Annotated in this window: 10 protein-coding genes and 2 rRNA genes; 1 reads left to right on the forward strand and 11 read right to left on the reverse strand. The window is 36.9% G+C overall.

Annotated features, from left to right (window positions below; all coding sequences use genetic code 11):
• Nucleotides 1–16: 16 nt before the first annotated feature.
• The gene (locus tag AC3IPI_RS18555) at nucleotides 17–943 is read left to right on the forward strand and encodes a DUF2806 domain-containing protein (protein ID WP_039118578.1); all 927 of its coding nucleotides are present in this window, start codon (nucleotides 17–19) and stop codon (nucleotides 941–943) included.
• Between the two features lie 417 nt (nucleotides 944–1360).
• On the opposite strand, the gene AC3IPI_RS18560 is transcribed toward AC3IPI_RS18555, so the two are convergent.
• The 11 genes from AC3IPI_RS18560 to AC3IPI_RS18610 all read right to left on the reverse strand — a co-directional run bounded on the left by AC3IPI_RS18560 (nucleotide 1361) and on the right by AC3IPI_RS18610 (nucleotide 14816).
• Nucleotides 1361–2878 (reverse strand): DUF1214 domain-containing protein, encoded by a 1518-nt coding sequence (locus tag AC3IPI_RS18560; protein WP_489154788.1) that lies wholly within the window; start codon nucleotides 2876–2878, stop codon nucleotides 1361–1363.
• Nucleotides 2879–2924: 46 nt separating this feature from the next.
• Complete coding sequence (locus AC3IPI_RS18565; RefSeq protein ID WP_489154790.1) at nucleotides 2925–4433, reverse strand: DUF1254 domain-containing protein; 1509 nt, start codon at nucleotides 4431–4433, stop codon at nucleotides 2925–2927.
• Between the two features lie 398 nt (nucleotides 4434–4831).
• The gene (locus AC3IPI_RS18570) at nucleotides 4832–5410 is read right to left on the reverse strand and encodes a DUF4833 domain-containing protein (protein ID WP_489154792.1); all 579 of its coding nucleotides are present in this window, start codon (nucleotides 5408–5410) and stop codon (nucleotides 4832–4834) included.
• 232 nt (nucleotides 5411–5642) lie between these two features.
• The gene (locus AC3IPI_RS18575) at nucleotides 5643–6059 is read right to left on the reverse strand and encodes a GtrA family protein (RefSeq protein ID WP_323491407.1); all 417 of its coding nucleotides are present in this window, start codon (nucleotides 6057–6059) and stop codon (nucleotides 5643–5645) included.
• A gap of 1 nt (nucleotide 6060) precedes the next feature.
• Nucleotides 6061–6747 (reverse strand): CDP-alcohol phosphatidyltransferase family protein, encoded by a 687-nt coding sequence (locus AC3IPI_RS18580; protein ID WP_489154795.1) that lies wholly within the window; start codon nucleotides 6745–6747, stop codon nucleotides 6061–6063.
• 154 nt (nucleotides 6748–6901) lie between these two features.
• Nucleotides 6902–7708: a phytanoyl-CoA dioxygenase family protein gene (locus tag AC3IPI_RS18585; protein WP_489154797.1), complete on the reverse strand. Its 807-nt coding sequence runs from the start codon at nucleotides 7706–7708 to the stop codon at nucleotides 6902–6904.
• Between the two features lie 230 nt (nucleotides 7709–7938).
• Nucleotides 7939–8727: an SDR family NAD(P)-dependent oxidoreductase gene (locus AC3IPI_RS18590; protein ID WP_489154799.1), complete on the reverse strand. Its 789-nt coding sequence runs from the start codon at nucleotides 8725–8727 to the stop codon at nucleotides 7939–7941.
• A gap of 542 nt (nucleotides 8728–9269) precedes the next feature.
• Entirely contained in the window at nucleotides 9270–10451 is a 1182-nt protein-coding gene (locus AC3IPI_RS18595) for an MFS transporter (protein ID WP_489154801.1), read from the reverse strand.
• Between the two features lie 25 nt (nucleotides 10452–10476).
• A complete protein-coding gene (locus tag AC3IPI_RS18600; RefSeq protein ID WP_039118570.1) occupies nucleotides 10477–11034 on the reverse strand; it encodes a TetR/AcrR family transcriptional regulator in 558 nt (185 codons plus the stop codon).
• Nucleotides 11035–11635: 601 nt separating this feature from the next.
• A 5S ribosomal RNA gene (rrf, locus tag AC3IPI_RS18605) occupies nucleotides 11636–11745 on the reverse strand.
• Between the two features lie 186 nt (nucleotides 11746–11931).
• A 23S ribosomal RNA gene (locus AC3IPI_RS18610) occupies nucleotides 11932–14816 on the reverse strand.
• Nucleotides 14817–14857 lie beyond the last annotated feature (41 nt).

A 14857-nucleotide genomic window follows, 5' to 3' on the forward strand; every position in this document is an offset into this window, starting at 1 on the left:
AATAATTCTTAATGAAATGGGAGGAATAACATTATTTGAGGGAAAACCAATTGAAAAATTAATTCAAGTTATAAGTCAAGGAATAGGAACTTTATATAGACCTCGTGCAATTAGAAAAGAAGCTGATGCAGAAGCCTATAAAATACAAGTTATTGAAAAAGCCAAAACTATTGCCGACGCAGAGAATAAATTGATTGAATTTGAAATGCTAAATGCAATAGAACAAAAAATTCTATTTAAAGAACATAGGAAACAAAATAACATCGACAATATAATTGATGTTGCTGTTAAACAAATAATTCAAGAACCTGAAATTTCAACTGAATCGGTGGATCCAGACTGGACAACAAGATTTTTTAATATAGCAGAAGACATTTCAAATCATGAAATGCAAAAACTATGGGGAAGAATACTTTCAGGAGAAGTAAAACAACCAGGTTCATTTTCTTTAAGAACTTTGGAACTTCTTAAGAACATTACAAAATACGAAGCTGAGGTTTTTACGAAATTTGCTAAATTAAATGTAAAACATAATGGTGGACATTTTATTCCTTTTCTTTATTATGAATATTTTGAAATACAATTTAATATTCCTTACACTGAAATCTTACTTATGATTGAGTTAGGATTGATTTCAAGTGAAACTGCTATAGGACTAAATTTCCCTTCTTTAAAAGAACCTGGAATATCACTATTTGAAATTGGAGAAACAGGAATATACGTAACAACAAGTGCTCATAATGAACCTTATTCAGTACCTATATTAACACTTACAAAAATAGGGTTAGAACTTTCAACACTAATTCCCATTGAATCAAATACAGAATATATAAAATATGTCTGTAAGGCATTATCTACTCCTAATACAAAGATAAAAGTTGGAAAAATACTGAATGAAGATGGTGAAAAAAGAATCGCGGATGTTTTTGAATATAATCCTTAATTAAAATAACAAGTCCCATATTAAGGAACGGCACGGAAAGAATTTCTGCGCTATCGTTGCGCATATCCGAGCGATTGGGTTTTAACTAAATAGTTAAATCAATTTTTTATTAATACAGGAATGGGCACGGAAAGAATTTCCGCGCTATCGTTGCGCATATCCGAGCGATCGGGTTTTGGATAACAATGACCTCTAGTATTCATTTTTAGATCGCTTTAAAATTCTAAAGATAAAAGTTATTCATAAATGCGACAGAACCTCATACACTCCCATTAAACAAAAATCTCCAAGATCAAAATGACTTTGGAGATTTCTAAATTATAGTGGTTCTTACGAACCTGTTTACGAACTATTTTTTACAAAGATTAAAAAAAGTTGTCTTCGTAACCTCATGTCTCATTTATCAAAATATTTTCGTTAATCAAGTTCTTTTATATCATCAGGTTTCCATGTTTTATCAAAAAATGGATCAAGGGGACCATAAAAACGCATCAGCACAAACCAGCCTTTGCCTGGGACTGTTTTAATCCAGTTATTTTCTTGTCCTTTTGGTGCTGTTGGTCCAAAATAAACATCAATCGAACCATCTGCATTACTTTTTGGTCCCGTAAATTGGCTTACCGTTGGGAATTTTTCTCCATTACGTAGCATGGAACGGCTTTGAGAATCGTAAACAACCACTGACCAGAAGTTCTTTACCGGGATATTTTTGGGAATATGCAGACTGTAATTTTTACCTCCGTCGAGAAATTTATTTTTGGCGTCACGAGGTGTCCACAGATATTGAGAACCTCCGCCAACAATTTTCATGACCATCGCTGGAGACATTCCAATTGCAATGTAGGCAAAAGCGGCACGCCTGTCTGTATTAACATACCCTTGTGAATCCCATGTTGCACTTCCTCCCACAAAAGCCCATTCCCATTTTCTGTCCTTATAGACTAATCTTGCCGGATCAGAAGATGCAAAACTATTGGTTCTGGCTAATGCCGAGCCTGTTCTTGCAGCATCACTAAATAAGTTTTTACGCTCTGCATCAGGTTTAAAAGCCTTTCCTTTCTCAATTCCAATTGAAGCTAGTAAAAACCGTTCATTTGTTTGCAATTTATTATTCGGTTCTGTTTGTACAATTTCATTCAGATCATCAAAAAAACCTGCGTTATCAGCAAAAATCGTATTGATTTCTTTGCCCGAACCGTTTACAAATTCCATTGCTGGCGGACTTGATACTTTAGATAATGGATAAATCCTGGCTGTTTTCATTAAGGCAGCTGCTTTGTCAGGCTTTCCATCCTGCAAAAAACCTCGAACACCCAATACCACTTTGAAAGTTGTAGATTTTAAAACCATATACGCCTTTGGAATTGCGCCCGAATAATCAGGTGGCAGCAATACGTACTTCCCTCCTTTTCCCTTATCCATCCCTGTTGGCCCTATATTTGCAATTTCGTTCTGCCATATATCACTAAAGCCTCCCAACATCATAGGGGGAACTTCGACTATAACAGGTCCGTCACGTTTTAAATCTATACCTGCAAGACCGTATACAGTTTCACTATTGCCTGTCAATAAAAGAGTTTCTCCATCCATTAAAGTTTCCCAAATTACCAACTGATTTGCTTTCGCATCTCCTGCATTTGCCACACCTTTCCAGACGGCAAACCATGAAACCGCATGCATCTGATCCATATAAACCTCAAGGGCGCGGGTATAAATAAAAGCGTCATTGAGTTTTTTTACTGTTTCAGTGGTAGGATATCCATTTTTAAATTCAAAATCGCCTAATCTTGATTTTACGGTTTCTGTCTCAATCCATCCCTGCGCATTTTTACCATCTTCAGATTCCTTTACTCCAACTGCAGTAGCTTTAGAATCCTTTTTGTTACATGCTGCCAAACTTAGCATAATACTTATAAAAAAAAATATTTTTTTCATTGGTCAAAAGATAAGTTACTTAAACATTTTTACAAAAATCCATTGGTTATTGTATCTCTTCAATCTCGCTGGGTTTCCATGTTTTATCAAACCAGGTTTGCAGTGGTCCATACAAACGAAGAATGGTAAACCAGCTTTTCCCTGGCATGGTTTGTACCCAGTTATTTTCTTTTCCCTTTGGTGCTTTTGGTCCAAAATAGACATCAACAGAGCCATCAGTGTTAATTACAATTTCTTTATTCTGGCTTCCCACACTAGGAAATTGCTGATCGGTTTGAAGCATCGAACGTGTTTGCAAATCATAAACCACAAAAGACCAGAAATCCTTTGCGGGAATTCCTGCTGGCAAATGAATTTTATAGTTTTTACTACCATCTAAGACCTGTTTTTTTGAATCAACAAAAGCCGCTGCGTACTGTGATCCAATTCCAACTTTGGCTATCGCCATAGCAGGTGTAATTCCTGTTGCGGCAAAGAAAAACATACTTCTAGGGTCAAGAAGTCTAACTCCATTATTTTCAAAAAGATAGCTGTTTCCAATAAATGGATTACCCCAGGCACTATTTGGAAACAAATAAAATTCAGCAATACGTGACTTATAAGATAAAGATCTAACAGTTGCATTTCCTACAGTGGCTGATTCGTTTAGTATTTTTTTCATCCGGTCGTCTGGCGCAAATTTCTTTCCTTTTTCAATTCCAATAGAAGCCAGCAATCCCAGTGTTTCCAAATCAATTGCGCTATTTGGCTCTTCTTGGATTACTTGATTTACTTCTTGATAAAAAGAATAATCCATAGAATGAATTGTATTGAAATATTTACCTGACCCGTTAATAAAATTTGTACTTGGTGGATTAGCGGACTTTGACAGGGGATAAATCTTTATTTTATTCTTAAAATTATCAACCGCAGTTTTACTGCTTCCATTAATTATAAAGCCACGCATTACCAGCCAATTTCCATAAGTAGGAGATTTAAAAACAAAATATCCTTTGGGAATATTTCCCTTGTAATCTGGTGGAACAAAAAGGAATTTTCCGCCTTTACCCTTATCCGGTCCTGCATTTCCAATATCAGAAACATAATGAAACCAGAAATCATTAACAAAACCAAGTACGTTTGGAGGGGTTTCAACCACAAGAGGACCATCTTTTAAATCGAGCCATCCTGCAAGATAAATTGATTCGGTATTTGCTGTTAAAAAAAGTGTTTTGGAATCCATTCGATCTTCAAAAATAGCAACAGATTGATTGTTTACACCAATACTTTTTAGTCCCTCGCGCATTGCATACAATGATGCAGCAGGCATTGCAGTTAAAAATGCCTGCGTACCACGCTGAAAATCTAGATTGTCATATACTATTTCTACTGTTTTGTCATCAGGAAAACCATCTTTAAAATTTAATGTACCCAAACGAGTTTCTACTTTATCTGGTATAGTGATCGGGGAAGGGATTTCTGTCTTATACTTTTGGGCATAAGATGATATAGCAAAAAATGTACAAAGAAAAAGGGAGAATTTTCTCTTTACTAAAGTTTTGAGAATTAGTTTCATGTGTTATTATTTCTAAATTAATTAATTTCATATTTTACACAATCAAATTTAAAACTTTAATATTCAACACATTAACAAAACATTTTAAAAACGTTTCATTTTATAGAATGAAACCAATATTTTAATATTTAATACAGAAAAATTTGTTTTAGTTGTTCTTTTTTTTCAAAAAAAAAAAAAAAAACATATTTTTAAAAAAAATAAGAGAAATTTTAAATTTAAAGTCTGACCCGATCTCGAGGATTTATAATCCGTACCCGCAAAATATATCATAACAAATTAAAAAAAGAAAATCCAGTTTTTATTAATATAGGAATGGGCACGGAAAGAATTTCCGCGCTATCGTTGCGTATATCTGAACGATTGGGTAACCTTTAACGTATCCAAATATAGCTATCTCATTTCAACAACATTCTCTCAGTAATTATTTTATTTGAGGAAGCATCAATTCCGGTAACTTCGGCATACTTCACATTTGGTAGCCAAAAAGAGCCTCCTTCAATGCGCACAAATATTTTTTCTACCTGAATTCTTTTCTGATTCACACTTACAAAAACATGATATTTTTGATCTGAATCTATCTTTTTCAAGGTTAGAGGCAACTTTTTATACGATACAAACTGAAGCTCAAACTCTTCATTATTTACCGTTTTACTTTCTATTCCGTAGGCAAATTTGCGTTGCATGTAACTAAAATCTTTTCTTTCTCCTTTCTCAGCATATCGAATCCAATAGGCTTTTATAGGATTGCTTTTGTCTATTTTTCCATTCTCCTGATAGTTTATGGCATAAATAGCAGTGTTTGTATTTGGATCACGCTGAATGTAAAATAGCATATTCTCTATATTTTTAGGTGTTGGAAAATTTAATGGTGATGGATTTTTGGATTGTGCCAATAGATTTCCAGAAATTATATTAACTAAGATCGTTATAACGATTAGTAATTTTGTAAAATATTTAAATGATAATTTATTCATAACGAGAATTTTATGATCTGCTGATTGCAGTTATTTTAACAATAGAAACTTAGATTCACAACGCTTAAAAAAGGCGTTTCACTTCTTTAAACAATCATAGTTGATTATGTGTGAGAAACTAGTTTCTTTTTATATTCTTTTTTAGGTATCTAATCCCGAAGCTTCGGGACTATGTTTCTATGTGTTGAATAGAAAACACTTAATTGATAATTTATACGCTAATCTGATTTAATTACATTCTTTTTTCGTTTACTCTAAAAACCCAATATTTAATCAGCGGATAATTAAATCCATAAGAAACAAAACTATCCGTGATTAATCTTCCGATTCTATAATCGATTTGAAATACTTTTTGCAAAATAAGCGTACCAAATGATTTTAAGGAAATACTTCCCAATACAACTAACGCAAATTTAAAAAGCTGACTATTGATGTGGCCGCTATAACCAGATTGATTTTTAAATACCCAAAATCTATTAATGCTGAAATTGATAATGGCGCCAACGGTTCCGGAGATTAGAATAGAAAAAGTAAAATGCAATTTAAATACTTCTGTTAGCAAAATCATTAAACCATAATCGGTAATGCCTCCTAAAAATGCCGCAACTTGTGCTCGTAAAAAAGTAAAAATGGATTTTTTACTGAACATATCAGTCTTGGTTTTTATCTCTTAAATCGCCCAATTTTAAAAGTTTTAAGCTATCAATAGTATTGATTACGAATAATATAATAGTGATTAAGCTAGCCAAATACGTAATTGACCCATGAAATAAAACTTCGATAATTAAAATTAAAGCAATAATAAATCTAAGTTCTGTTGGGCCAACAAAGCCAGAATCTATACTGTACTCATTTGTAATTTTGTAGCGTAACTGGCTGATGATAATAGACCAGCCATACAATGCGACAAAAGCAAAGGCTACTATTTGTGTGCCATTTTTAGCATAAATGTAGTAGCCAAAGCCTATGAGTACAATACCAATCCAATCGGCAATAATATCGAGTGCAAAACCATACCAACGTCGGGGAATATTTCTATAATAAGCCAACCTTCCGTCTAATGAATCGCCTAACCAATTTATAACCAAACCGATAATACCCAAAAGCAAATACCAGTTTGTTACATAAGTACCTAAAACAAAAGCTAAAAAAACGAATCCCGAACCAAATGTACCCATTAAAGTAAGTACGTTTGGCGAAATGAATTTAGGTACTTTTGGAAGCAAAAATACAATCGTTAACTGTTCTGCTCTTTTTAAAATATTAGTTCGTTTACGGTCTGAAAATGTTCTTTGTGCAATTGCATTATAATCTTCAATCTGTATTTCTTTTCCCATTAATAGCGTAATATTTGTAAGCCAGATAGTATAGCCAATTCTAGTTTTACAATTTTTAGCTTTACTTTTCTTTGACTATTTTTAAAAAAATCTGTGGTACTCTTTAGCTTACCTGATCTAACCAGATAACTAAATGCGATAATAAACAGCATAATTATTTAACAATACCTGCAAAACGTTGATAAAAAACCGTTGGGCTATTCTCATTTTTAGGAGCGTATTTTCCAGCTATAATCGGAATATAGATAACCCTTCTTCTACTCTCTTCGCCACGAATAGATGATTCTGCCACTCTGTGCCACAAACGGCCATCGTGAATGGTTAAATCTCCAGCTTCGGGATTGATAGAAACCTCCTGAGGATCAGGTTTATTATCTAAAAAGTATTTTTTACGAAAAAGCATTTGATAAATACTTTGCTTATGAGTACCCGGAATGATTTTAAGACCGCCATTTTCAGGTTTTAAAGTGCTTAAGTGAATACCCACATTTAACATCGGATTTAATTTTGCACCATAAAAAATATCTCTCAATCCATCTGTATGCCAGCCCATTTTAGTAAACTTACTTTCTGGCCCGTTGATATAATGATTGAAAACCATTCCGTCTTTTTCTTCAGTTCCTAATCTTGCGCCATCGCCTGCCAATGGTAATAAACCATTAAATCTTGGATCAAGTAAAAGACCGCTTAAGGTTTGATGATGTTGATTGATAAAAGCAAAACGTTGTACAATAGGGGAACCATCTAAATCTTTTCCGTATTTAATAGGAACACCGTTTACTTTTTGAAGATCGTTTTCAATCCAATTTTGCTCTACTTGTTTCGAGGCATCAATGATCGATGAAACAGTTTCCGGATTTATAAATTTTTTGAAATGGATGAAGCCATATTCATTAAAAAACGCAATTTGCTCATTAGTTAATTGCTCAGTAAGGGTAAAGGTTTTATAAGAAGATACCATGATAATATAGATTTAATAAATGAAATAATATAGTTTGTAATTTTATCTAAAACAGAATAACAACAACAGCAACAAAACATTAGCATGTTTACGTGCATTCGGTTTTCAGATAAATTAAACATATTTTTTCTTTTATTTGACATACCCTATAGAATTAGTAGAATTTAATACAAACTTAATATAATTTTTCTTTTTTCAAAGAATATTTTTTTATTTATTTTTTGTAAAAATTAAATTTTATAAATTCCAGCAGCCATTTTTTCGATAAATCCCTTTGGTAGTATACGGTTGGCATAAACCGAAATAATATTTGTAAAACCTGGAATAACTTCTGATTTTTTGTTAAACATGGCTTTTACTGCCATTTTTGCCACTTCATCAGCCTGCATATTAAACTTTTCGGCCATTTTGCTAAAAGCGTCTAAACCAGCTCTTGCAGCAAAACCAGTATCAACCGGACCTGGACTAAAACAAGTTACTGAAATTGAAGTTTGCGCTAGTTCGAAACGCAAGGCACGCGTAAACGATAAAACAAAAGCCTTTGTAGCCGAATAAACAGCTAACGTAGGTACAGCTTGGTATGCAGCAGTACTCGATATATTTAAAATGTAGGCTTGTTTTTCTTGTGAAAGTATAGGTATTAATAAATGTGAAAGTTCTACAACTACATTCATGTTAAGTTGCATCATGCCAAGCTGATTGGTTAGAGAAGACTGACTAAAATCGCCCCACACACCATAACCAGCATTGTTAACTAAAAAGCCAACTGAATAATTATTCATTTTTATCCAATCGGTTACTTTTAGCGATGCACCATTTGTCGAAAGATCAATCGATAAAACCAGAGCATTGATGCCGTATTTAACTTGAAGATCATGAGATAATACTTTTAATTCCTCATCACTTCTTGCAACAAGCAAAAGTGGATAACCCTGTTTCGCTAATTCATAAGCAATAGATTTTCCAATTCCTTTGCTAGCACCAGTTATTAAGGCATACGGTTTAGTTTTTTCGCTCATTTTATTAATTTAATGATCAAATATAAAGATTAATTGTAAACCGTTGGGCTTGCAACGTGCATAATGGTTATCCTCTGCCCTATCCTCTGGAACTGACTTATTGCACTCCGAATGCTTTAAGCGGGTAAGTTGTACCCCTAAACTAATTATCTAATACTAATTACTTATTTTATACTGCCCTCTTTTGTCTTTTTAAAAGAGGGTTATAATGAATTTTAGGCTACCATGTAATTTTCAGCACAAATAGAAATTCACAGGATATTATGGATTTACTTTCTGAATTTGAAAGCAGATTAAAAAACTACAATACAAGCCTTTTTTTATTTTGCTGGTCAAGGATTTGAAGTAGAAGGAGAAAATTATTTAGTATTTACAGAATACCACTTGAATCATGCGAATAGTTATCATTATAAACAAACTTGTATTCAATTGACTAATCTTTAAAGTATCTACAAATAAAATCAATTATTGATGCTTGCAGAAAAAGTTTTAAAAGAAGTGGTGTAATTGCAAATTGTAAAAAAGTTAATAGTAGAAAACTATTAACTTTTTCTACATACATGTTTTTCAATTAATTTCTTAAACAACATCATCACTAAAGCTAGAGTACAGAATGCAAACATCACCCATGGCGTGCTCTGAACACCATAGTTATTAATAAAAAGTCCGCCAATTGCCGTACCGAAAGAAATACCCAGATTCCCAAAAGAGATCGCAAGACTATTAGCAAATTCGGGTGCTTCTGGTGCAGTCTCTATCATATAAGCCTGTGCGGTCAGAAAGCAGGGAGTTTGCAAGAATCCCCATACCGCAATCAGAAGCACAGTAGAAAAGGACATTGTTCCGGAGTAATAAATCGGAATGCAGATCATCAACAATCCGATTAGAAAAGCCGCTGTAGTTTTTGTAATATCTTTGGTTAATAGTTTTCCTGCAAGAAAGTTTCCAAGAACACCAGTAGATCCGAAAAGCAACAACATTAAACCAATTGTCTTGGGATTCATATCATTAACCTTGCTAAGGTAATCTGCAAAATAACTATAGGTTGAAAAGAGTCCCCCAATCATAAGGAATGAAAAGAAAGCGCTGACCAAAAATGTGGGTTTTGTCAATATTTTTAACTGGCTCCCATAGGATTTTTTCTCTTTTATGGGCATTGAAGGCAAAAGTATAATAATCGCTACAAGCACGACTAAACTAATGGATGCTTGAACCATAAATGATAATTGCCAATTGTCAAATAGCCCTGCAATATAGGTTGCAAAGGGAACCGTTGTAATTGTTGCGATACCTATACCCGCCATAACAATGGCCATCATTTGGTGTGCCACTTTTTTATCTGCAGAACTAGTGGCTGCCGCAACAGCATTTGATACTAACACTGGATGTAAAAAGGCTGGTAAGATCCTCACGACCATTAATAACCAAAAAGGTGGAGCAAAGGAAGATACAATACCGGTAAGTAAAAAGATCAACATCGTCACAGCCATTAATGTTTTCCGATTAATTCCAGAAGTGAACATGGTCATGAACGGACCTGCAATAGCCACTGTTATGGCATAAGCACTTAGTAACAAGCCGGCTGTACTAATATTGATATGATAGTATGAGGCTATTTGGGGTAGAATGCCAATTACTCCAAATTCAGTCGTAATCATCCCAATAAGGCTCAAGGAGCCTATGTAAGCTATTTTTTTCTTAAACATAAAGTTGTAGTATTTCATGGAATGATTATTCCATTTTTATAAATCACGATTTTACGGCATCCCATGCTGCCTGAATATAATTATCTATGGTTGTTTCCTGTAGATGTATGTATTTACTATGATGTAATTTGACAAGTGACACCAAAGATCCACTCGTAAACCCAATCCATTCTTTGATATCTCCTTCTTTTATTAATTGCTGTTTTTGCCCATCCAGATAGACTTGATCTAATTCCCTCACATATAATCCACCCTTATGTTTTGCAGCGGGATCTATAGTTGGCGAATAATAAAATTGCTCCAAAAACAAAAAATCCATGGGCTCCTGAATAAAATAATCAACCATTTTCCTCCATAAATGGATAAAACGTTGTTTAACAGAAAGTGTGATATCATATCCATCAATGATGATTTCAGATTCTTTTACTTTAAGATGGAAGTAAAGTTCGTTTATCAATACCTCTTTAGTAGAAAAATAATTATAAATCGTTCCCATTCCTGTATCTGCTTCTTTAGCAATTTCAGACATTGGAGTATTGTCTATTCCTTTCGATACGATGAGTTTTAAAGTGGCAGCTAGTATTTTTTCTTTTTTTGTCATAACAATATAATGATGTGACAAAGATATACAATTGGAATAAATATTCCAATTATATATCTTTATATGTATATGCAGCTGAGTCTACGATTTGTCATTTTACTCATGGAGAATAATATTGTTGCTAATAGTAAGATTATAAAACCGGAGAGTTCAAAAGAAAACTTAGCATATAAATCAATTTAGATTACAGTATCTAGTAAAGTCTTTTAGCATAAATAATACTTCCGGTTTTAACCGCAAAGTAAGGAAATAAAAAAACGCAAAGGTTTACAAAACTTTGTGAGCCTTTGTGTAATCCTTTGCGTTTATTTTGCTATTAAAACAACCACAGTCTTGTCATCCTGAGGAACGAAGGGTTTTCACAAGATACTAACACAAAGCTTTTTTAGATTGTCGAGCTACTAATTGATCCATTTTAACCGCAAAGTAAGGAAAGAGAAAAACACAAAGGTTCGCAAAGCTATTGATTAAACTTCGCGAACCTTTGCGTAATCCTTTGCGCTCTTTGCGGTATTTTTTACCTAATTACTCTCATCTCTACAAATCCCAAAAAGTTAAGCCAAAAAAAAATCCTCATCAATTACTTGATGAGGATTCTAAAGAAAGGCGACGACATACTCTCCCACATAACTGCAGTACCATCTGCGCAGGCGGGCTTAACTACTCTGTTCGGGATGGGAAGAGGTGAGCCCCGCCGCAATAACCACCTTAAGGTTGTTAGTTGTTGGGTTTTCGTTGTCGGTTGATGGATTTCTCCAGCAACTATCAACTATTAACCATCAACTGCTCTGCGTCGAGCAAATATCTTAACACACTGAGATAAAGAAAAAAGTATTTTTTAGAAAGTTTCTCCCAGCCCCTTTGTTCCCCCTTCGGGGGTTAGGGGGCTGGAAAAGCGTACATAAGCTTACGGATTATTAGTACTACTCGACTATGACATTACTGCCTTTACATCTATAGCCTATCAACGTGGTCATCTCCCACGATCCTTAAAAGAAATCTCATCTTGTGGTGGGTTTCGCGCTTATATGCTTTCAGCGCTTATCCCTTCCAAACGTAGCTACTCTGCGGTGCTCCTGGCGGAACAACAGATACACTAGAGGTTTGTCCAATTCGGTCCTCTCGTACTAGAATCAGATCCACTCAAATTTCTTGCGCCCACAGTAGATAGAGACCGAACTGTCTCACGACGTTCTGAACCCAGCTCGCGTGCCACTTTAATGGGCGAACAGCCCAACCCTTGGGACCTTCTCCAGCCCCAGGATGTGACGAGCCGACATCGAGGTGCCAAACCCCCCCGTCGATATGAGCTCTTGGGGGAGATCAGCCTGTTATCCCCGGCGTACCTTTTATCCTTTGAGCGATGGCCCTTCCATGCGGAACCACCGGATCACTATGCTCTACTTTCGTACCTGATCGACCTGTATGTCTCTCAGTCAAGCTCCCTTATGCCATTGCACTCTACGCACGGTTACCAAGCGTACTGAGGGAACCTTTAGAAGCCTCCGTTACTCTTTTGGAGGCGACCACCCCAGTCAAACTACCCACCAAGCAATGTCCCCCGCTTGAGCGGGGTTAGGCCTCAGATAAACAAAGGGTTGTATTTCAACAATGACTCCACAACGCCTAGCGACGCCACTTCACAGTCTCCAACCTATCCTACACATCATTTATCCAAGGTCAATACTAAGCTATAGTAAAGGTGCACAGGGTCTTTTCGTCCCACTGCGGGTAAGCGGCATCTTCACCGCTACTACAATTTCACCGAGCTCATGGCTGAGACAGTGTCCAGATCGTTACACCATTCGTGCAGGTCGGAACTTACCCGACAAGGAATTTCGCTACCTTAGGACCGTTATAGTTACGGCCGCCGTTTACTGGGGCTTCAATTCAATGCTTCTCCGAAGATAACATCTCCTCTTAACCTTCCAGCACCGGGCAGGTGTCAGGCCCTATACTTCATCTTACGATTTTGCAGAGCCCTGTGTTTTTGATAAACAGTCGCCTGGACCTCTTCACTGCGGCCAGCATTGCTGCTGGCGACCTTTCTCCCGAAGTTACAGGTCTATTTTGCCTAATTCCTTAGCCATGAATCTCTCGAGCACCTTAGGATTCTCTCCTCGACTACCTGTGTCGGTTTGCGGTACGGGTACTTATTACCTGAAGTTTAGAGGTTTTTCTTGGAAGCCCTTAGGCGCACTATCTCTTTGACCGAAGTCTCCGAGTACTATCGTATTTCCCCAAGCCGCGTGGATTTGCCTGCGCAGCTTATAGGTAGGTACTTCAACGAACTATTCCGTCAGTTCGCGGCGCTTTCATCACTCCGTCACCCCATCACAGTAATAAGTAGTACGGGAATATTAACCCGTGGTCCATCGACTGTCCCTTTCGGGTTCGCCTTAGGTCCCGACTAACCCACAGCTGATTAGCATAGCTGTGGAAACCTTAGTCTTTCGGTGTGCGGGTTTCTCGCCCGCATTATCGTTACTTATGCCTACATTTTCTTTTCTAACCAGTCCAGCATGCCTTACGACACACCTTCAACCCTGTTAGAATGCTCCCCTACCACTTTGACCTAAGTCAAAATCCATAGCTTCGGTAATATGTTTATGCCCGATTATTATCCATGCTCGTCCGCTCGACTAGTGAGCTGTTACGCACTCTTTAAATGAATGGCTGCTTCCAAGCCAACATCCTAGCTGTCTGGGCAGACAAACCTCGTTCTTTCAACTTAACATATATTTGGGGACCTTAGCTGATGGTCTGGGTTCTTTCCCTCTCGGACTTGGACCTTAGCACCCAAGCCCTCACTGTTGTGAAACATTATATAGCATTCGGAGTTTGTCAGGAATTGGTAGGCGGTGAAGCCCCCGCATCCAATCAGTAGCTCTACCTCTATATAACTTTATGCACAACGCTGCACCTAAATGCATTTCGGGGAGTACGAGCTATTTCCGAGTTTGATTGGCCTTTCACCCCTACCCACAGGTCATCCGAAGACTTTTCAACGTCAACCGGTTCGGTCCTCCACTGTGTGTTACCACAGCTTCAACCTGCCCATGGGTAGATCACACGGTTTCGCGTCTAACACTACTGACTAAAGCGCCCTATTCAGACTCGCTTTCGCTACGGATCCGTGGCTTAACCACTTATCCTTGCCAGCAACGTTAACTCGTAGGCTCATTATGCAAAAGGCACGCCGTCACCCCACGAAAGGGCTCCGACCGCTTGTAAGCGTATGGTTTCAGGATCTATTTCACTCCGTTATTCACGGTTCTTTTCACCTTTCCCTCACGGTACTGGTTCACTATCGGTCTCTCAGGAGTATTTAGCCTTAGCGGATGGTCCCGCCAAATTCAGACAGGGTTTCACGTGCCCCGCCCTACTCAGGATACCACTATCCTTTACACTCATTACCTATACGGGACTATCACCCTCTATGGTTCTACTTTCCAGTAGATTCTAATTCTTTGTGCAAGAAATGTCGTGGTCCTACAACCCCAATCTTGCCGTAACAACATTGGTTTGGGCTAATCCGCGTTCGCTCGCCACTACTTACGGAATCACTTTTGTTTTCTTCTCCTCCGCCTACTTAGATGTTTCAGTTCAGCGGGTTTGCCCACCTATCGGTGTACTATGTCTTCAACATAGTGGGTTGCCCCATTCAGGTATTTACGGATCAAGTCGTGTGTGCCGATCCCCGTAACTTTTCGCAGCTTATCACGCCTTTCATCGCCTCTGAGAGCCAAGGCATCCCCCATACGCCCTTATTTTGCTTATTGTACCAGTCTTGATAAATCAAGACCGTTTTCTTTATCGTCTG

This window comes from Flavobacterium sp. GL_143 (assembly GCF_057834355.1).

What these genes read in the sequence shown, in the direction of transcription:
- AC3IPI_RS18555 (WP_039118578.1), top strand. Translation starts at nt 17, where the DNA reads ATGGGAGGAATAACATTATTTGAGGGAAAACCAATTGAAAAATTAATT.
- AC3IPI_RS18560 (WP_489154788.1), bottom strand. Translation starts at nt 2,878, where the DNA reads ATGAAAAAAATATTTTTTTTTATAAGTATTATGCTAAGTTTGGCAGCA.
- AC3IPI_RS18565 (WP_489154790.1), bottom strand. Translation starts at nt 4,433, where the DNA reads ATGAAACTAATTCTCAAAACTTTAGTAAAGAGAAAATTCTCCCTTTTT.
- AC3IPI_RS18570 (WP_489154792.1), bottom strand. Translation starts at nt 5,410, where the DNA reads ATGAATAAATTATCATTTAAATATTTTACAAAATTACTAATCGTTATA.
- AC3IPI_RS18575 (WP_323491407.1), bottom strand. Translation starts at nt 6,059, where the DNA reads ATGTTCAGTAAAAAATCCATTTTTACTTTTTTACGAGCACAAGTTGCG.
- AC3IPI_RS18580 (WP_489154795.1), bottom strand. Translation starts at nt 6,747, where the DNA reads ATGGGAAAAGAAATACAGATTGAAGATTATAATGCAATTGCACAAAGA.
- AC3IPI_RS18585 (WP_489154797.1), bottom strand. Translation starts at nt 7,708, where the DNA reads ATGGTATCTTCTTATAAAACCTTTACCCTTACTGAGCAATTAACTAAT.
- AC3IPI_RS18590 (WP_489154799.1), bottom strand. Translation starts at nt 8,727, where the DNA reads ATGAGCGAAAAAACTAAACCGTATGCCTTAATAACTGGTGCTAGCAAA.
- AC3IPI_RS18595 (WP_489154801.1), bottom strand. Translation starts at nt 10,451, where the DNA reads ATGAAATACTACAACTTTATGTTTAAGAAAAAAATAGCTTACATAGGC.
- AC3IPI_RS18600 (WP_039118570.1), bottom strand. Translation starts at nt 11,034, where the DNA reads ATGACAAAAAAAGAAAAAATACTAGCTGCCACTTTAAAACTCATCGTA.